General features: G+C 46.2%; 18 protein-coding genes. 10 read left to right on the top strand and 8 right to left on the bottom strand.

Annotated elements, in window-relative coordinates:
- Nucleotides 1-159: 159 nt before the first annotated feature.
- Nucleotides 160-1,341 carry a KamA family radical SAM protein gene (locus AC1RR2_RS07210; protein ID WP_493221616.1) on the bottom strand — a complete coding sequence of 394 codons (1,182 nt, stop codon included), beginning with the start codon at nt 1,339-1,341 and terminating at the stop codon, nt 160-162.
- A gap of 184 nt (nt 1,342-1,525) precedes the next feature.
- Between AC1RR2_RS07210 and AC1RR2_RS07205 the strand changes: the two genes are divergently transcribed.
- Nucleotides 1,526-1,969 carry an Lrp/AsnC family transcriptional regulator gene (locus tag AC1RR2_RS07205; protein ID WP_493221615.1) on the top strand — a complete coding sequence of 148 codons (444 nt, stop codon included), beginning with the start codon at nt 1,526-1,528 and terminating at the stop codon, nt 1,967-1,969.
- A gap of 96 nt (nt 1,970-2,065) precedes the next feature.
- Here AC1RR2_RS07205 and AC1RR2_RS07200 read toward each other — a convergent pair whose 3' ends face one another.
- The 4 genes from AC1RR2_RS07200 to AC1RR2_RS07185 form a co-directional block, all read right to left on the bottom strand.
- The gene (locus AC1RR2_RS07200) at nt 2,066-3,307 is read right to left on the bottom strand and encodes a tetratricopeptide repeat protein (protein WP_493221614.1); all 1,242 of its coding nucleotides are present in this window, start codon (nt 3,305-3,307) and stop codon (nt 2,066-2,068) included.
- 203 nt (nt 3,308-3,510) lie between these two features.
- Entirely contained in the window at nt 3,511-3,957 is a 447-nt protein-coding gene (locus AC1RR2_RS07195) for an SRPBCC family protein (RefSeq protein WP_493221613.1), read from the bottom strand.
- A 91-nt stretch (nt 3,958-4,048) separates the two neighbouring features.
- Entirely contained in the window at nt 4,049-4,630 is a 582-nt protein-coding gene (locus AC1RR2_RS07190; protein ID WP_493221612.1) for a DUF6151 family protein, read from the bottom strand.
- Nucleotides 4,631-4,787: 157 nt separating this feature from the next.
- Nucleotides 4,788-5,327: a hypothetical protein gene (locus tag AC1RR2_RS07185; RefSeq protein ID WP_493221611.1), complete on the bottom strand. Its 540-nt coding sequence runs from the start codon at nt 5,325-5,327 to the stop codon at nt 4,788-4,790.
- Nucleotides 5,328-5,730: 403 nt separating this feature from the next.
- Between AC1RR2_RS07185 and ald the strand changes: the two genes are divergently transcribed.
- Complete coding sequence (gene ald, locus AC1RR2_RS07180; protein WP_493221610.1) at nt 5,731-6,846, top strand: alanine dehydrogenase; 1,116 nt, start codon at nt 5,731-5,733, stop codon at nt 6,844-6,846.
- A 127-nt stretch (nt 6,847-6,973) separates the two neighbouring features.
- Here ald and AC1RR2_RS07175 read toward each other — a convergent pair whose 3' ends face one another.
- Both AC1RR2_RS07175 and AC1RR2_RS07170 read right to left on the bottom strand, forming a co-directional pair.
- The gene (locus AC1RR2_RS07175) at nt 6,974-7,606 is read right to left on the bottom strand and encodes a head GIN domain-containing protein (protein WP_493221609.1); all 633 of its coding nucleotides are present in this window, start codon (nt 7,604-7,606) and stop codon (nt 6,974-6,976) included.
- Between the two features lie 215 nt (nt 7,607-7,821).
- Entirely contained in the window at nt 7,822-8,223 is a 402-nt protein-coding gene (locus tag AC1RR2_RS07170) for a hypothetical protein (protein ID WP_493221608.1), read from the bottom strand.
- Nucleotides 8,224-8,680: 457 nt separating this feature from the next.
- Between AC1RR2_RS07170 and AC1RR2_RS07165 the strand changes: the two genes are divergently transcribed.
- Nucleotides 8,681-9,145, top strand: coding sequence for an Hsp20 family protein (locus AC1RR2_RS07165; protein ID WP_493221607.1), 465 nt, complete (start codon nt 8,681-8,683; stop codon nt 9,143-9,145).
- Nucleotides 9,146-9,328: 183 nt separating this feature from the next.
- A complete protein-coding gene (locus tag AC1RR2_RS07160) occupies nt 9,329-10,732 on the top strand; it encodes an IgA Peptidase M64 (RefSeq protein ID WP_493221606.1) in 1,404 nt (467 codons plus the stop codon).
- Between the two features lie 59 nt (nt 10,733-10,791).
- On the opposite strand, the gene AC1RR2_RS07155 is transcribed toward AC1RR2_RS07160, so the two are convergent.
- Entirely contained in the window at nt 10,792-11,697 is a 906-nt protein-coding gene (locus AC1RR2_RS07155) for a LysR family transcriptional regulator (protein WP_493221706.1), read from the bottom strand.
- 219 nt (nt 11,698-11,916) lie between these two features.
- On the opposite strand from AC1RR2_RS07155, the gene hmgA reads away from it, so the two are divergent.
- The 6 genes from hmgA to AC1RR2_RS07125 all read left to right on the top strand — a co-directional run bounded on the left by hmgA (nt 11,917) and on the right by AC1RR2_RS07125 (nt 20,019).
- Nucleotides 11,917-13,212: a homogentisate 1,2-dioxygenase gene (gene hmgA, locus AC1RR2_RS07150; protein ID WP_493221605.1), complete on the top strand. Its 1,296-nt coding sequence runs from the start codon at nt 11,917-11,919 to the stop codon at nt 13,210-13,212.
- A gap of 121 nt (nt 13,213-13,333) precedes the next feature.
- Complete coding sequence (fahA, locus tag AC1RR2_RS07145; RefSeq protein WP_493221604.1) at nt 13,334-14,662, top strand: fumarylacetoacetase; 1,329 nt, start codon at nt 13,334-13,336, stop codon at nt 14,660-14,662.
- A gap of 297 nt (nt 14,663-14,959) precedes the next feature.
- Nucleotides 14,960-15,655, top strand: coding sequence for a DUF2846 domain-containing protein (locus AC1RR2_RS07140; protein WP_493221603.1), 696 nt, complete (start codon nt 14,960-14,962; stop codon nt 15,653-15,655).
- A gap of 141 nt (nt 15,656-15,796) precedes the next feature.
- Entirely contained in the window at nt 15,797-16,549 is a 753-nt protein-coding gene (locus AC1RR2_RS07135) for a transporter substrate-binding domain-containing protein (protein ID WP_493221602.1), read from the top strand.
- Between the two features lie 817 nt (nt 16,550-17,366).
- Entirely contained in the window at nt 17,367-18,749 is a 1,383-nt protein-coding gene (locus AC1RR2_RS07130) for a sigma-54-dependent transcriptional regulator (protein ID WP_493221601.1), read from the top strand.
- Complete coding sequence (locus AC1RR2_RS07125; protein ID WP_493221600.1) at nt 18,739-20,019, top strand: sensor histidine kinase; 1,281 nt, start codon at nt 18,739-18,741, stop codon at nt 20,017-20,019. Before AC1RR2_RS07130 ends, AC1RR2_RS07125 begins: the two co-directional genes overlap by 11 nt.
- Nucleotides 20,020-20,032: the final 13 nt, after the last annotated feature.

The raw sequence follows: 20,032 nt of genomic DNA, 5'->3' as shown, positions 1-20,032 counted from the left end.
AGGGTGAGGGTGATTGAAATAGTTGCATCATTGGAAAAAAGCAATACCGAAATTCATTCCAATAACGACCAACATTCATAGCTGAACGCCTGTCAAAGCATGCTTTGACTCCCTCCCCTTCTCCCGCCTGCGGGAGAAGGGCTTTGATACCGAAGCAGATTAGTTACTACGCGTAGGCAAACTAAAGTTATGACCCAAGCCAGGCATGTCGATGGTCATGCCTTTGTAGTTACGGCACTTCACTGTCGTACCGCTACCGTCTGGTAACTCTTCTTCACGTACATACGTCGGAATGATAGGCAATTTACCCAAACCACCCAAACCATCGACCACAAAGGTTGGCACTGCTGGACCACTGATCCAACCACGCAAACCTTCATACAATTCAATCATGCGGTGATGTGGCACGATGAAGTGTGCAGCACCTTCCACCATGTCAGTGGAATACACGTAGTAAGGACGTACACCCATTTCTATCGTTTGCATAAACAAATCACGCATCACTTCGACGTCATCATTCACGCCTTTCAAACACACGGTTTGCAAGCCCATCATGATGCCGGCTTTTTGTATCATCTTGACGCGTTGACGCAGCAAAGGGGTGATTTCTTTTGGATGACCGATATGGATGTTGATCATCTGTACGCGATGCTTTTCCAGGACAGCGCACAACTCTGGAGTAACGCGTGTTGGCAATTGCACGACCATACGTGAACCCATGCGCAAGAAGCGAACATGCGGTGCACGGCGACGAATTTCACCGAGGATGTAATCTAAACGCTCATCCGTAAATGTCAACGGATCGCCACCAGACAAGAGTACGTCGTCAATCTGTGGATTGCTTGCGATGTAATCGATAGATGCTTCGATTTCGTCTTTGGCCACTGAACCATCAGGCTGAGACACCATACGCTTACGTGTGCAGAAACGGCACAAAGTCGCACAAGTATTGGAAACCAAGAACAACACACGACGTGGATAACGATGGACCACGCTAGTACCAGGAATCGTATCGCCCTCTTCGCCTAATTGATCCAAAGAAGTCGCGAAACCAGGAATGGTTTGTTCGTGATGTGAAGGCATGTATTGCAAACGGATAGGGCAATTTGGATCATCTTTATCCATCAATTTCGCCATGTAAGGCGTAATCGCTACCGCGAATTTTTTGTAGACTGTGTTATCCACATCTTCCACATTATTCAATACACCCATCAATTCAGAATGGTGAGAATAACGACGTGTAAACTGTTTTTGCCAAGATTCTGACTCTGGATCATAAGCGTCTAATTCTTCGCGTGTCAGTAATTTCTTGATAGGATTAAATTCGACTTTTTGTTCCATGATGTCTCTCTCTTTATGTAACTAATGACGGCAAAATGTGATGGGTACCCATACGGGCAACAGGGAGATAGTGTAAAGAGGAGTTGTGCCGCGTCAAACGCACAAAATGACTTAAACATCAGAAAAAAATCAGTCATAATGTATGACAATCAAACAAAGTGCCTGAAATTCAGCAAAAATAGCAATGTCACAACAATTAGATCCACTAGACCAGCAAATCATTGACCTGCTTAAAGTCAACGCGCGCCTACCGATAGTCGCGATGGCAAAAGCCCTAGGCTGCGCCCGCAGTACGGCTCAATTACGCCTCAAGTCTTTAGAAGACCGCGGCATCATCAGCGGCTACACAGTGGATGTTTCGATTAACCGCAGTCGCCCCAGCATACGCGCCATGGTCTTGATTTCTATAGAGTCTCAACACGAACCAGAAATCATGCGCGCGCTTACTAAGCGCCATGAGATCATCAAGCTCTATACCGTCAGCGGACGTTACGATTTATGTGCGATGCTGTCGACCGAATCAACACACGAGCTCGATGCCGTGATTGATAAGATCCGTTTAATTAAAGGCGTTGTGGATACGTTTTCGACGATTTTGTTGTCGACTAAGTTGGATAGGCCAGAATAAAGCCACCTCAATTGAAGCTAATCGAATTGACCGACAAGCCTGTTCCGCTAATTCGAACCCTAGTTTGAATTAAATACTCAAGCCGGGCTAATTGCTCTATTGAGGTATTGGGCTTGGACGAAGCGCGTATTTGTCGATAAATTGTTGTATGCCTAATGGATGTAATTTTTTCCAGCTCTCAAATTCGCTTCTATACGATTCGTCAAAGAAAAATACAAATATAGCAGCCTCAATTTGACCATCTTTGACAAACTGACGCAGCCGTTGCAATAAAGGGTCTCGCAATTTGGTGTTTTTGTGCTCTTCTTGGAATACGCTATTCCAGCTAAGGCGCTCCACGTCAAATGGCTTCGCCCCCTTACTCATAGACTTGAGATTCGCATCTCCAATTTCCTTAGCAGCAAGAAAATTGACTTTGCTTATGCCATATTGCAACCAAACGGCGCTATCAACATCGGCACCCTTAGCGTCGATCTTGGGATCAATCTCTATCGTGTAACTTTGCGCCCCGTCTTTATTCTCGACTTTTAGACGAACAGGGCGTTTCGCATTTAATACCTGCAAGGGGCCATCGCTCATTTGAGTCAAGGCTGAATATTGATCCCAGGCAGGTAAGTAATTAGGCTGAATTTCTATCGATTTCATCAAAGACAATTTCACCATTTCAATAGGACGTCCCATTTTTGTCTGTGCATGCGCCAGGAAGCGCCAAGCCTGAAAATGACGTGGATTGACGTCGATAGCTCTTCGATAGCGCAACTCTGCCTCATCAAATTTAGCTAATTGAAAGTAGCAATCCCCGGCGTACAAGATCGCTTCAGCAAATGTGGGATCGAGGCTGAAGGCGTTTTCATATTTGCTGATTGCTGCCAGAAAATCACCAACTTGAAAAAGACGCTCGCCCTCATTAAACAGATCTATCGCCTCCCGATTCGTAGAGGAAAGCCCTGGTGTGGTGGGTGCCGCCAATGAACGCAGTGTTTCTTGCGCCATTGGATCCCCCACAAATAATTCCAGCGCCCGAGTGGCTGCGGCTCGCGCTCTATCACGATATTCTTGAACAAACTTGGGATCGGTTTTAGTCGATGCAAACAAATAGAGTGCGGCTGTATGCGACCATGGAGCTGAAGCTTTTGGATCAGCTTTACTTGCAAGGCTAAATTTTTCCAGAGCTTCATTGATCTTTGATTTTGACCAAAAGACATTTCCCTCTTGAATCAAGGATTTCGACTTCGCGTTTCCAAACAGCACATCCTCGTCGGTTTGAGCATATATATCAGACGCGAACAAACAACACAGAAAGAATACTATTTTTAAGAGGTATTGAGTCATGGACATAAAATGAGAGTGCGCTAGAAAAGATTAATTAGAAAATCGCTTAATTACAATTGCGCAGAAAAACCATAAACACGACCAGACCAATCAGTGCACCCGCGATTGCGTCCATCTGCCTGAGATACCAAGCTCTGTCCTTTTTATGCACGGTGATGGCCCATCAAAATCCATACTTGCCCGAGAAGCACATCGCCCAAGTTCAAGTTTCAACCCGGAATTTCAGGCTCTACCAAGTTCGCCAACTGCAACAAAGACTCTTGCCATCCCAAATAACACATTTCCACAGGAATCATTTCTGGAATGCCTTCTTGTGTAACGCTCAGTTCAGTACCGCAAAGCACTTGCTTGAAATTGACCGTCACCGTCATCACTTCCGGCATGGACGGATCATCAAATTGATCGGTATAACGCAACAAAGATCCATGTACCATCTCTAGGTACTCACCACCGAAAGAATGTCCATTGCCAGTAGAGAAATTACGGAAAGACATTCTAAACGTACCGCCTACTCTCGGATCCATATGATGCACTTGGCAGGTAAAGCCATAAGGTGGAATCCACTTCGCCATCGCATCGGCTTCGACAAAAGCGCGATAGAGTTTATCGGGGCTAGTACGAATCACCCGGTGTAATTTAACGGTATTGCTTGGCATGATGTCTCCTTGTTTACTTGTGCAGAATTCCAGAAAAAATTAACTCACAGTGTCAACATTGTTCACTATGCGTATGCTTTTCAAGCATATCTTATCGACTTTTAAGCTCCTTGAGCTGCGCTGGCGTCAAAATCTCCGCCTGCACTATGGGCAGACCTTGGGCGTCAAAGAAAGGCGATTTTTTATAACTCCCACTCAAGCGTGCAGCTAAAGTCATCGCGATAAAGCGCAAGACAACGGGCAGTACACCTTTCTGCACAGGTTGCGTTTCACCCAGCGCTGCTTGCGTCTCCATCCAGGCGGTCACGGGGCCAAAATCTTTTTCGATACCGGCAGGATCCAAGGCACTGTGTATCAATCCGATAAACGCCATTTTAGGTTCAGCCATGATATTGCCTAAGGGTGACTTACAACAAGTGGCATACCAACGCAACATACCCTTATCACTCAGCCTTACTGCAGCAAGAAATTCTCGCCCCTTTACCAAGCGCAAACGTGCCTGACTGACTTGGACAATTTCCGTTCCACCTTGCGCATCCAAGACTTGCTCAGCGCGACCAAGGAAATGCGCAAAAGCCCGGCAATCACTGCAGTAACAAATAATGCGATTGTGTATCCCCTCGCCTTCCAGATGCGCCCGAACTCCGCCGCATTGACATTGAATGGTGTGCATCACGTAATTTCCTGATTAGATTAATGAACATGGTCCAACACAGACTAAGGTTTTTGTAGCGAACGGCCTAAATTTTCCAAATGAGGCGGCACCGGTTTATGCTCAAACCAAGCGAAAAAACTCAGCGCATTTAGTTTGTTTGAATCGAATACTTAATTTATGAATTGAGATTGGCAGCGTCTCTTAAAACAGCATTCACTTGACGGATAAATCGCCAGTGAATGATCCAAAGAATGATCGCCAACAGTCCCGCGATCGAACCAATTTCATTGGGCAGTAAAGACACTATCTGCGCAGCACACCAACCAAGACCAGACAACAGACCGAATCGTTTAAACCTATGAAGTGCCAAATTATGCTGCGCTTCTTGTTGCAAAGATTTCGCCACGTTCGCAATGATAAAGAAATCCTCAACGAAATTATAAGGAATGAGAAACATCAACCAAACGCTGTTTGGCTTAGCTGTCCTAGCACTTGGGTCTACCAAGGAAAGTGTTCGATGAAGATCACGACAATATAAAAAAACGATTGCGAGAAAAACCGTCACGAGAACCATGCTTCCTAGGAAACCAAGTAGCTCAATTTCTTTAAAAACTCCTCCCGTTGCGGCCGGATGCAAGAAAGGGAAAACTAAGGCATAGCTTACTGGGAGAGTAAGTGCGATTTTGAACAAGACGAGCGCAATATTTCGATTCATTTTCTACCGGATAAACATTTCTATTAGTTGCTGCAGAGTTAAAGTTAAGACATGCTAACTTGTGAATAGTTAAAACTCAACTCAATTAGCCGTCTCCAACGGTTTATCTAATCAAGCTCAGATTGATAGCACATTGAATTCCGTCACGTTTTCAATACAAACACTGAGATTTTGTAAGAAATTCCGTACATTGTGCGAATGCACAATTACTCACCATCAGCAAAATCAAGTCTTTTGAACTATTACCTAAACAGCCCATTTTTCCGGTGCCATAATCAAACCCGGCTGATTACCCATCTAGTCAAACATAACAATAAGAAATGGCGTCGGGAATAAACTTCCCGACGTCTTCGTTTTTTTTCAATAATTTTCCAAAAAAATTCCATACCAAGAAAGAGACATCATGATCGTAGGCGTACCTAAAGAAATTAAAAACCACGAATACCGCGTCGGTATGACACCCTCCTCAGTGCGTGAATTAACCTCACGTGGACATCAAGTGCTGGTACAAAAAAATGCAGGTACCGAGATTGGATTAAGTGATGAGCAATACCTAGCGGTCGGTGCAGAATTAGTCGAAACCGCGAAAGAAATATTTGAACGCGCGCAGATGATCGTCAAAGTTAAAGAACCGCAGCCTGTTGAATGCGCGATGCTGCGTCCGGGTCAAATTTTATACACCTACTTGCACCTCGCACCCGATCCAGAACAAACAGCCGCTTTGGTCAAATCCGGCGCTATCTGTATCGCCTACGAAACCATCACAGGTGCGAATGGCGGCTTGCCTTTATTGGCACCGATGAGTGAAGTTGCAGGTCGTATGGCGATCCAGGCTGGTGCAGCACATCTGGAAAAATCCAAAGGCGGTATGGGTTTGTTATTAGGTGGTGTACCAGGTGTCGCTCCCGCGCATATCGTGATTATCGGCGCAGGTGTAGTCGGTACCAATGCGATGCAAATGGCGGTTGGCACCGGCGCGCGCGTGACAGTGTTAGATAAAAGCGTTGATCGTTTACGTCAATTAGATCTGGTGTATGGCAATCGAATTTCCACACTTTATTCCAATGCACAATCTATCGAGGAAGCGGTACTCTCCGCCGATTTGGTCATCGGTGGTGTCTTGGTACCAGGTGCAGCCGCGCCAAAATTGGTTAGCCGTGATCTGATCTCACGCATGAAAAAAGGTGCCGTGGTAGTGGACGTGGCGATTGATCAGGGCGGATGTTTTGAGACCTCTCATGCCACCACGCATGCTGAACCAACTTATGTCGTTGATGGCGTGATTCATTATTGTGTGGCGAACATGCCAGGCGCGGTGGCACGTACTTCCACATTCGCCTTAAATAATGCGACAGTCGGACATGCGGTAGCCTTGGCAACTAAAGGTTGGAAACAAGCTCTGCGCGACGATGTGCATTTGCGCAATGGATTGAATGTATGCGAAGGTAAAGTGACTTATGAAGCCGTGGCGCGCGATTTAGCTTATGAATATGTCGCGGCGGATAGTGTATTGAGTTAAACCCGTAGGTGCGCTCGACGTATCCAGAGTAGTCCCGTTAGCGCAATGATCTTCGATACTCAAAAAGAAATGCCGACCTGAGATTAACTCTTCCAGGTCGGCATTTTTTTATTCGTAATAAGAACGCTTACTTGCCAGCACTGACGCCACCAATACCGTCGACCGTTTTGCTAATCGACTTTGGATTGCCAAAATAATTCAAGGAACCGATACCCTGTACATTCGCTTTGAGTTTCTCTGTTGCGGTCACTTCAACGGAACCTATGCCTTCCACCGTTGCATCGACGTTTTCGGCGACTAAAGCTTTAGCATCAACAAATCCAACACCTTGCGCACGCAATTTAAAATCGCGGACTTTGCCGCTCATTTTCAACAAACCAACGCCTTCATAATTCAACTCAAACCGGTCGCCAGCAATTTTACTAACCGTGGTCAAGCCGGCACCTTCCATTTTGAATTTGGTCAATGCGGGCATGGTCACGATTACTTTTAAATCATCGGAAATGCGGATATTCTTTTTTTCTTTGTAGCTGATCAAAAGCTCGTCGCCAGAAATATCGGTAATGATTTTTTCCATGTATTTATCATCGCCTTTGACCGTGATCGAATGCGTACTGCCAACTACAACTTCTACCGATAACGCACCTTGTGTGCGTATCGTACTAAAGGGCGTCACCTTACGCACTTGCTCACCGGCAGTGGCTAAAGTACTGGCCAGAGCGAGGCCTATTGTGAAACATGAAATCCAAATTTTGCGCATAATGAGCTCCAAAGGCGAATGAATTGATAATTGATCGGTAGGTTTCTTTGACAACAAAATTGCAATAGGAGCAGTTTGCCTATGTTTTTGTGTTTTGTGTGGCAAACCCGATGAAATGTCATTTTATGGGTTCAGAATGCAAATTACTTATCAGCAAACGTAATACAAATAAAAACGGCGCATGAAGCGCCGTTTCTATTTTGCGAAAGACCAGATTATTTCGCTGGTGTAGCTGGTACCGAAGCCGCTGCTTTTTCTACTGCTTTCTCGGTGTGCTTTTTAACTGCTTTCTCAGCATGCTTAGCAGGCGCAGTCGCCGCTTTGACATCGGCGCTAGCTGCAACTTTTGCAGCCGCCGGTACGCTAGCCGCTGTAGAAGCAACTGCTGCGGCTGCGGCTGGCGCGGGTGCTACTACGCTCGCTGCTTTCGCTGCTTCAGCTTTCACCGCTGCTTTAGGAGCAGATGCTACGCTTGCCGCAGCGGACGCTGCTGCTGGTGCACTTGCAGCTTGCGTTGCCGTTGGTTTTGCTGGCGCTGCTGGCGTTTGATTAGCGTGTGCCAAAGCTGCGCCAAAAGAAATTGCTGTTGCAACGAATGTCAATGCGATTTTTTTCATGATAAATTCCCTGTAAATTGAACTGCAAAATTGAGCTACATAAAAGTAAGTACTAATCCGGTGCTGCATTTTTTTCTTGCTGATTCGCAGTGCTTGCTGCGTACTCCAATAACGAGGCCCATCTTTTATCTGTTGACACGAATTTCAAATATTTTCTAAATCTTTTTTTTGCATAGACTGAAATTGATCTAATTCATTAGGTCGCTAACTAGCCACTACTTAGTCGCAAGTACCAAGCTTAAAACAATTTAACAATTCAAGTAATTTCGTTCTCCTAGCCCCCAAAAAAACAAATTGAATTGGGGATGGATTGACCGCTTTCAAGTCCCCTAAAAATTTAAATAATTTCTCTTGAAAAGTCTTTTTCCCATCTGCATATCGGTATCAGCAGATGCTCAAGTGAGGTCTGCAAATTTTCTTAAACCACATATCGCTTCACTTTATAAGGATATATATCATGCGTAATTTTGACTTTTCTCCACTCTATCGTTCTGCCATTGGTTTTGATCGTTTGGCTCATTTATTTAATGAGGCACAACGTGCCGAGGCAACACCGAGTTACCCACCTTACAATATTGAATTGGTCACAGAAGACCAATACCGCATTAGTATGGCTATCGCTGGATTCGACCGTAGTGAGATTGAAATTGAAACCGAGCGTGATGTATTGAAAATCGTCGGCCGCAAAGCAAAACCTGAGACTCAGGGCACGTATTTGCATCGTGGTATTGCGACACGCGATTTTGAACATAGTTTCCGCTTGGCGGACCATGTCAAAGTAGTGGGCGCACGTTTAGATAATGGTCTGTTAAACATAGAATTGCAACGTGAGATTCCTGAAGCGCACAAGCCACGCCGCATTTTGATAGATGGTGAAACGCTGCGTTCGGTAGGCCCTGTTGATCAATTGCAGGCAGCATAAAATTCAGAAAACGCCTGTAGTAAAATTTTTGTAACTACTTCTTTTTTAGTTCCCCTCCTGGCGTGGCTGGCAACAGTCACGCTTTTTTTCGTCATACATCTTCATTAAGTTTTTTCATAGGACTTGCCAAATCGACTCTGTTAAGATGCTCATTAATCAAGCAAAAAAATCGGAGGAGGAACTATGTACTATCTTAGAAGAATGCTTACAGCTGGTTTACTGTTCATCACACAAGTGGCCTACGCTCAACAAACAGCAACCGTGCGTGTCGATTACCTACACAGCGGCAATGCAAAACAAGAGCACTATGCCTTAGATCGTGTGCTAATCGAACCCTTGCCTTGGCCAGGCAATCTTAAGAAAAATATTGATCACACGAATCGCGGCCTTAATTTATTTGAGGTGCGTGACAAAGCAAGCGGTGAACTGCTTTATTCGCGCGGCTTTTCTACGGTGTTTGGCGAATGGCAAAGCACCGAAGAAGCAACGAAGTTAGATCGGGGCTTTCAAGAATCACTGCGTTTTCCTAAGCCCAACAAACCGGTCAACCTCCGCGTTTTAAAACGCAATGATAAGAATCAGTTTCAGACAGTATGGAGTGTCGATATCGATACCGATGCACAAGATGTCATTAAGAAGCAATCAGAATCCAAGCTTAAGCCTATTCCCATACATGTCAGTGGCAACTCTGCAGACAAAGTCGATTTACTCATCATCGGCGATGGCTACACACAAAAAGAGATGGCAAAATTTGCGTCCGACGCCAAACGCATGAGCCAATATTTATTCACGGTTTCTCCTTTTAAAGAAAGGGCGAAGGACTTCAATATTTGGGGACTGGCGGTGGCAACTAAGGAATCCGGCGTATCTCGTCCTTCAACCGGACAATATCGTGCTTCCAGCCTCGGTGCGCGTTATGATATTTTTGGTAGTGAACGTTACGTGTTGACCTTAGACAATCGCGCTTTGCGCGACATCGCACAAAATGCGCCTTACGAATTTATTGAGATATTAGTCAACAACGAAACCTATGGCGGTGGCGGTATTTTTGGACAATTCTCCACTGCGGCGGCAGGCAATGACTGGGCTAATTATTTGTTCGTACATGAATTCGGACATCATTTCGCTGGACTGGCAGACGAGTACTACACTTCGCCGGTCGCCTATCAAACTGGCGGCGAAATTAAACAAGAGCCATGGGAACCGAATGTCACAGCCTTGAAAGACCCCAGTCAATTAAAATGGAAACAGCATGTCAAAGCGGGCACAAATTTACCTACAAAATGGCCAAAAGAAAGTTATGAGGAGGCCTCACGAGCCTACCAAAAGATACGTGCAGACTTAAGAAAAAACAATCGCCCTGAATCAGAAATGAGCGCCTTGTTTAAAAAAGACTTGATCGAATCCACCCAACTATTTTCTAAAGATCCTCACTATCACAGTATAGGTGCCTTTGAAGGAGCCAACTATGAAGCGCAAGGCTATTATCGTTCACAAATGCAGTGCTTGATGTTTGACCGCAGTGAGAAATTCTGCCGCGTCTGCCAGGATGGAATCAGCGGCATTATTGACCTGTATTCAAAGTAGAAGAATTACTGAGTTTTCAAGCACTAACTTAAGCAGATGTCTTCAATTTTTTAGCGTGCCTATTCTGAAAACATCTGGACCAAAAGATTACGTAACCAGAGATTGCCTTCATCCTGTGCAAAACGTCGGTGCCAAAAAATATTCGTCTGTAACTTTGGCAACTTGATCGGCGGTTTTGTGAAATTTAATCCGAAAGCCTTGGCGGCACTAAGCGCCAGCTTTTGCGGTACGGTGGCCACCAGATCCGTAACGCTGAGGATATAAGGCACTGAAGAAAAATGCGGCACAGTAAAGTGTGCTGTGGCACTAACGCCTGCCTTTTCTAAACTATGATTAATCTTGTCGTAGGGGCTTTCTTTGGTCGACACAATCAGATGCTCAGCACTTAGAAAGTCTTTTACTGATACGCCCTCTTTCAAAATCGGATGCTGTTGCCGATACAGACACACATAGTCTTGCCGAAATAAACGACGGTGATACAAGGCGCCGGACATGGATTCAAAAGCGCCTATCGCCAGGTCTATCCTACCGGTTTCCATTTCTGCCATTAGATCGACGCTATTGGCACGGATTGTTGAGATTTGTACTTGCGGGGCGTAACGGCGACATTGTTCAATCAAAATCGGCATAAAATGCATTTCACCGACATCCGTCATCGCCATCGTAAAGTGTCGCCTACTGCTGGATAAATTAAACCCATCTTGCTGATTAAGTGCCTTGGTTATATTAAGTAAGGCTGCCGCCACCGGATCGGCTAGTTGCTGTGCGAAAGGCGTCGGTTGCATACCCTGTGATGTACGTACAAATAGCTCATCATTAAAAGTCTTGCGCAAACGCGCCAAGGCATTACTCACCGCGGGCTGTGACAAACTGAGCTTGCGTGCGACGTTAGATATTTGCCGCTCTTGAAACACTTCCTGAAAGACCACCAGTAAGTTTAAATCTATATCTTTAGCTTCTATCATATTCTCTCTCAACCACCCATTATTGATATTGTGAATGAGCTTCATTTTAGTATTTATATCGTAAAAATGCAGAAATTGCACTACATTACTGATCTGATTAAGACCGATTCAAATTCTTACAATACAGAGAAATTCAAGACTCAATTTATTGCCTCTTACATTTCTCCTTGCCTCCGTGACCGTGAGTTAAGAGGCTTTAAGCTTTTTTGAGGATAAAAAATGAACCAACACTATATGAGCGGTTTCGCAAACGAATTTGCTACTGAAGCCCTGCCAGGCGCCTTGCCACTCAATCAAAATTCACCACAGAAGTGCGCCTACGGCCTATATGCCGAGCAAATTTCTGGTACCGCATTCACCGCCCCTCGTCATGCCAATCGCCGCACCTGGACTTATCGCATCCGCCCAGCGGCCATGCATCAGCCTTTTGTGCAAATCGATAGTGGCAATTTGACCAATGATTTCGCACAAGTACCGAGCACCCCCAATCAATTGCGTTGGGATCCGCAGCCAATGCCGACGACACCAAACGATTTTATCCAAGGCTGGATGACCATGGCTGGTAATGGTTCTGCTGATGTACAAACCGGTTGTGCCATCCATCTGTATGCGGCAAACCGCGATATGACAGATAAATTTTTCTACGATGCCGATGCGGAGTTACTCATCATTCCGCAGCAAGGTCGTTTGCATATTAAGACTGAACTCGGCTTGATTGATATTGAGCCGCAAGAGGTCGCCGTGATTCCACGTGGGCTGCGTTTTCAAGTGAACTTACCCGATGGTGAAGCACGCGGTTATGTGTTTGAAAATTTTGGGGTGATGTTAAAACTGCCTGATTTAGGTGTGATCGGTTCCAATGGTTTAGCCAATCCACGTGATTTCTTAACACCGATCGCATGGTACGAAGATCGCGAAGGCGATTTTGAACTCGTCGCCAAATTCAGCGGTAATTTGTGGAGTGCAAAAATCGGCCACTCGCCGCTCGATGTCGTTGCCTGGCATGGCAATATGGCGCCGTACAAATATGATTTGCGTCATTTCAATACCATAGGTTCTATCAGTTATGACCATCCTGATCCGTCTATCTTTTTGGTCTTGCAATCACCGAGTAATACGCCGGGCGTCGACACTATCGATTTTGTGATTTTTCCACCGCGTTGGTTAGCAGCAGAAAACACGTTCCGTCCGCCTTGGTTCCACCGCAACATCGCCAGTGAATTTATGGGTTTAATTCATGGTCAGTACGATGCTAAATCTGGCGGTTTCCGTCCCGGTGGTTCTAGCTTACACAACTGTATGAGTGGACATGGCCCCGATGCGCCTACCTTTGAAAAAGCCAGCATTATCGACACCAGTACGCCACAGAAGGTCGACAATACGATGGCGTTCATGATAGAAACCAATACCATCATTAAGCCGACCCGCGCCGCGATGGAGTCGCCTTTGTTGCAAGCAGATTATTTCCAATGCTGGCAGGGAATTAAAAAGAATTTCGATCCCTCACAAAAGTAAATGAATCTTATGTAACAATTTGACCGTAGTAGCTTAGAAAATGTAGAGTAAGCTTTAAGCAAAGCTCTATGTATTTTGCGCTTCTGCGGTTCTGTATTTTATCTTGCAAAGAAAGTCCACTATGTCAGTACAACTTAACGACACCCATAATCCGGCATTACGTAGCTGGGTCGCTTCGGCCAACGAGGGCAATACGGATTTTCCGATTCAGAATCTACCTTTTGGCGTGTTTCGCCGTGCCGATAGCAACGAACATTTTCGTATTGGTGTCGCTATTGGCGACCAGATTCTGGATCTGAGTTTAGCGCAACAAGCTGGCGTATTTTCCACCATCATGGATGCGCGTTTAGCGCATGCTTTATCAGCAAGCTCATTAAATGCGTTGATGGACTTGGGCAATACTGTGTCCTCCGCAGTGCGCGCTGCTTTGTCGCACGCCTTACGTGAAGGTGCCTCGGCGCAAGCGGGCTTACACGCAACTTTGGTAGCGCAGGCTGATGCTGAGTACGCACTGCCAGCACAAATTGGGGATTACACCGATTTCTACACTTCAGTTCATCACGCTACTGCTGTCGGCAAATTATTCCGCCCAGATAATCCTCTACTTCCCAACTACAAATGGGTGCCTATTGGCTACCATGGCCGGTCTTCTTCCATAGGCATTTCTGGTCAACAGTTCCGCCGTCCTATCGGTCAAACCATGCCACCCAACGCGACCACGCCAGTATTCGCACCAGCCAAACGTATGGACTATGAGTTTGAAGTTGGCGTGTTCATCGGTCAGGGCAATGCCTTGGGGGAAGCGATTGATATAGCCCATGCGGAACAACATGTATTTGGTATGTGCTTACTCAATGATTGGTCCGCACGCGATCTACAAGCCTGGGAATATCAACCTTTAGGGCCTTTCCTCGCGAAGAATTTTGCCTCCACGATTTCCCCTTGGGTGGTCACCCTAGAAGCCTTAGCGCCCTACCGTAAAGGCTGGACACGCGATGCGGCTGATCCACAACCATTGCCCTATTTGGACCATGCCGATCTAAGGAATACTGGCGCCTTTGACCTCCAACTGGAAGTCTTGGTATTGACAGAAAAAATGCGTCAAGACGGCACTCCAGCACAACGACTGTCTCTGTCGAACTTCAGTCATTCTTATTGGACGGTATCGCAAATGGTGACCCATCACACTGTCAATGGTTGCAATTTACGCGCCGGCGATTTTTTGGGTTCCGGCACGCAATCGGGTCCTTTGCCAGAGGAAGCAGGGTCTTTATTAGAACTGACCGAAGGTGGCAAAAAAGCTATCCTCTTGAGTAATGGCGAACAGCGTATTTTCATTGAAGACGGCGACAGCATCATCATGCGTGGTTGGGCACAAAAAGACGGCGCACCACGTATCGGTTTTGGCGAGGTCGAAGGCCGCTTATTACCGGCTCGCGAACTGACTTAAGTCTGAATCAGACTAGGTAAAAGCGTGCACACTGATGCACGCTTTTTTTACGCCCATCCCTGATTACTAAGCGAAGCTCAGTCGTATTTCAGCAAAATCTGCCAATTCCCCCACATTGACGCGGCTTAGCGCATTTTTTTCTTCTCTAAGTGCCAAGAATTTGCTTAAATAGCTGCACTCTTTAAGTTTTATTATTTGCAGACAAATTACAGGAACAACATGGCGCGTCTATTTAAATTTCTTACGATTACTTCCCTTCTTAGTCTTGGGCTGCTTACTGGATGCGCTTCTATCAAAATGGCCAGCCCTAATGACGATGCCAGAGCCAAAACTTTCGCTACCCATCCTCAGCTAGCCACCGTATATGTGTATCGCAATGAATTTATGGGTGCCGCAATACGCATGGCGTTAGAAGTGGATGGCAAGGAAATCGGAAAAACAAGCTCTAAGACCTATTTCGCATTAAAGCTGGCGCCGGGCAAGCACAGCTTAGTATCCAAGGCAGAAAATGACTCCAGCTTGGATCTCGTCACTGAAGCAGGTAAAAATTATTACGTCTGGCAAGAAGTAAAGATGGGGCTATTATCCGCCCGCTCAAAATTGCAACTGGTCGATGCGACGCAAGGCCAGGCTGGAGTCAGAGAATCCCAGTTAATTGATACTAGTCCTGATACTGCAAAGACGACGAGCAACGCTGCCGTCAGCGCTTCGCCACAAGTTGGCACTATGAACGGCACTGGAACGCCAACGGCATCAAGCACGCTAGCTCAGAGCAATTCAACTGAGATGAAAATTGAAAAAATCCCTTTCGAGCTAGGCGTCTCCTCTATTACCGTCGAGCGCATGGCCAAACAAAATAGTTGCCAGTCAACGAAAGGCGCCGGCTTACTGTATAAAAAAGGCACCGTCGAAGTCTATCGCATCGCTTGTGAAGATGGTCGCGAATTAAAGGCTCGTTGCGAACTTCGTCAATGTGAGTTTTTTACACCATAAAAATTGATGTCCCGTAAAAAAAGCGCGCCCGATGTTGCGCGCTTTTTTTTCACTAGTACAATGAAACAGGCTGTCTGATCACCGTTTTTGGCCGGTACGCATCTCCCTATTTGAGTGTTAACAACGGATCCAAGGATTCCTATGCTATTCCTTCACCGATCGCTGCTCATTCTGATTTGCCTGAACTTGCTAACGATACCGCCACTTCATGCCCAAAGCATCACGGTGGCTTGGCGACAGAAACCTCCTCATCAATACATAGAGAATGGCAAAGAGAAAGGCGCATTGCTTGAATTAGCCAAACAAGTCTTCGCCGACACGCAACTCAAAGTACGTTTTGTAGAAGAGCCCGCCAAAAGGATTTGGAATAATTTTTCTAACGGCATTCCCAATTACTGTTCTTTTGGCTGGTACAAAATTCCCGGCCGTGAAGCATTGGTACAATTTAGCCAAAGTTTCCATAAAGACCCACCTCATACTCTCATAGTCGGTGCCAAGGCTTTGAATAGGGTACAGGCGCATAAGACCCTGATCAGTTTGCTGCAAGATCCACAATTAAGTCTGGCCATTGTGGATGGCGTTTCCTATGGAGAAATGCTAGATGGGCTGTTCAAACAAAGTAAGAACCATATCGTACGCAGCAGCGCCGCACCCGCGATTATGGCGCGCATGATCCACGCTGATCGCGCCTCATTCATGCTGATAGATCGCGAGGATTGGCATTATTTGCAGGCGACTGAAAGTAATTTGAATGAGCTGACTCAACTCGATATGCAAGATATGCCACCAGGCTTAGATCGTTACATCATTTGCAGTAAAGATGTAGCCCCCGCCGTGATGAATAAAATTAACGCATCATTAGCCAAAATTTCTGCTACCAACAATTTGAAATAAACATTAGTAGTGAGAGATCGCCACAAAGTAGGATGTGCCAAGACTAGCTGATAGTCGTCGAACACAAAGCTAGAATTTCTAGCCGCGAAATTACCCGGTCAAAACAGAAATGGCGTATTGGCGGGCAGTGGATCTTCTACATGATTCTTAGCAATTAGGGTGCATATTCAAAACTTTATTTGAAAACAATTGCATCCAGAATGCGAATGGGTTTCAGTTCAATGAACTTGGCGGTCAATGATAATTTCAAACCTCACAATCCCGAGGCGCAAAAAAGCTGGGCGAAAATCTGTAAATGACTTGCTGTTCATACTGATCCGCAACGACTCCGTACATCAGTATTGAGCTGTTCAATTTTTTATTCAATTCTTTAGACAACTCGGTTCCCTCTTTCAAAACTGATATGTAACACCGCTGAGTAAGATCGCACAGATAACGATCACGATAAAGCGCACTCTCCGTGTTGCGCGTCGCCCGAGTAGTCTGCGATCGCTGCGCCTGTCAATTCGCTGGTCGGGTTCAAGATTCATCGCCGCTCCCATTTATTTTTTTGTATTGCAAGGAATGCAGCAAATAGTATGCCATCCATTTGGCAGGGTAGTTCGCCTTTGGATAAGACAACAGACATAAAAATATCGTCCGATATTGAACACTTTGCTTGTTCAATATCGGACACCCGCAAGGTTTTTAATGGCAGGCTGAACATGGCGACTATTTGTCTATTGCGAGTGTGGTAAGGCGCAGATAGAATGAATCCCTTTCGCCTATCACCTCGACATTTGCCCGTTTTGTGGCCAATGCTAAAACCTCAGCTACCATGTCCACAAGTCCACGTTTATTGATCATCGACGATGATCCCGATGTTGCGATCGCTGCGCAAATGTTGTTGCGCCGACGTTATGGTGAGATCATGGTGATCAATCATCCAAGTAAAGTCGCGGCGGCGCTGAAAGAAGACTTACCTGATTTGGTACTACTCGATTTTAATTTCACTGCGGGTCGCACTGATGGTGCCGAGGGTTTGGCGATGTTAGATTTATTGCGCCAACAACAGCCTGCCCCGTCAGTGATCGCCATCACCGCCTATGCTGATGTGCCTTTAGCTGTCGAAGCCTTGAAACGTGGTGCCTGTGATTTCGTCACCAAGCCTTGGGATAATGCACGTTTGTTGGCCACGATAGAATCAGCACTGGCATGTCGTCAACCTAATCTCCCCAATACCGACGCCCTTACGATGTTGATGGGGCAATCGCAAGCGATGCGTGAATTACGTGCCATGATTAGCCATATCGCACCGACCGAAGCGAATGTGTTGATATTGGGTGAAAACGGCGTTGGCAAAGAATTGGTGGCGCGTGCCATCCATGCTTGCTCGGCGCGAAAAAACGCCAGCTTTCTTGCGGTCGATATGGGAGCCATTCCCGAATCTACCTTTGAGAGTGAACTCTATGGTCACAGGCGTGGTGCGTTTACCGATGCGCGACAAGATAGGCCGGGGCGTTTTCTGGCGGCCAAGGGCGGGGTTTTATTTCTCGATGAAATCGGCAATTTGCCTTTATCCGGACAAGCCAAATTACTCACGGCTTTAGAACGCCGCGAGGTCACGCCTGTCGGTGCGGATAAACCCGAAAAAATTGATGTACGTATTGTCAGTGCGACCAATTTACGCGAAGTCAGTTTGTTTGATCCTCAGATTTTTCGCAGCGATTTATTGTTTCGTTTAAATACCATCGTGTTGCGGGTGCCTGCTCTACGTGAGCATGCTGAGGACATCCCTGAATTGTTGGCGCATTATTTGCGTATTTTTGAGGCTCAATACCAAAAACCCACCAAGCAAGTTGATCCCGCTAGCATGCAACAGCTATGCGCATGTCATTGGCTAGGCAATGTGCGCGCCTTAAAACATGCTTGTGAACGAGCGGTGATTTTGGGTAGGCAAACCCATTATCAGTATGCTGATTTTGGGATCATGGAGACGAAAGATGTAGCGACGGCGCGACCGCTGGCCGGTGATGAAAAATCCATCGCAGCAAACAGCATCGCGCCTGATTCACCTGAACAATTCAAATTGAGCGAACTTGAAAAAGACACCATCAGCAACGCGTTGACGCAAGCCAATGGCAACATCAGTCAAGCGGCAAAATTACTCGGTTTGAGCCGCGCAGCTTTGTATAGAAAATTAGAAAAATATGGACTTTGACCTTTCCACAAGCAAGCAACAAGGCAAACAAACACTGCTCATTTTTTGTATCTTGGGCGTCGTGCTGTTGTTGCTGGCAAGCGCTATAGCTAGTTACGCTTTGAGCGATCCACGAATCGTCGAGGTGACCCGGCTCTTGGTGTTAAGTGCGATCATCGGTCTCGTCGGCGGACTATGTTTTGGGCAAAATTTGTATCAACTAAGTAAGCAAAGAGTCAGTCTCGTCGCGGAAATTGCCCCCCATATGCCAATTACTCAGACGCAATTGCAACAACAATTTTTGCAGGTCGATAGTCGTCTAGAACATGCACCGATAGCCTTGTTTGCGATAGAAGACAGTCGACAAGAAAGAAGCGTGCAAGCGATCAATGGCAATGCGCGCCGCCTCATCGCGCCGGGGCGTGCCAGCAATTTGCCGCAACTGTTTGCTCAGATCAAAGAACAGGAAACAGGCAAACGTAGCGTCATATTATTTGAAACAGAACAAGGCATAGAGCGTGCGCTATTGTCTTGCAGTAGTCTCTCCATTGGTGACCGTAATCAAATCATCGTCGCCTTGATGCCAGTCGAAAGTGAATTGCAATTAGAAGCACAAAATGCCTGGCTCAAACTAATACACGTGTTAACCCATGAGATCATGAACTCACTCACACCGGTGGCCTCACTATCACGTACCGCCAGCGATTTACTGGTAGAAAACCAGTCACAATTGCCTGCGCTCGATTATCAAGATTTGCACATGGCGCTCGATGCAATCAGCCGTCGTGCGACTGGCCTGGCTGATTTCGTCAGCAGCTATCGCAGCTTATCGAATGTACCGGCAGCCAATCCCGAGCTGATAGAACTCGATCACTTGCTGGCGCGCTTATACACACTGACAATCAAGAGTTGGAGCGAACGTGGCGGACAAGTGCACATACGGTGTGAACCTGCTAATCTGAGCGTGATGGCCGATCCCAATCAGCTGGAACAAGCATTAATTAATCTCATCAAAAATGCCGAAGAAGCGACCGCTCATGTTCTGAAACCGGAACTGAGCTTGCATGCCAAATTGACCCGAGGCGGTCGCATGCGTTTAGAAATTAGTGACAACGGCCCCGGGGTTCCCGACGATTTAATCGCCCAAATTTTCACGCCTTTTTTTTCAACCAAAGAACGTGGTAGTGGCATAGGCTTAGCCTTGGTCAGACAACTCGTACAAGGCAATGGCGGCACTGTGCGTTATGCACATCGGGTACAAGGTGGGGCGCAGTTTATTGTGACGATTTAAACCCAGGCAATCT

The sequence above is a fragment of the Undibacterium sp. GW821-FHT11H02 genome (genome assembly GCF_058808015.1).
Note: the sequence above shows the minus strand (reverse complement) of the source record. Positions and strands in the feature narration are given on the sequence as shown.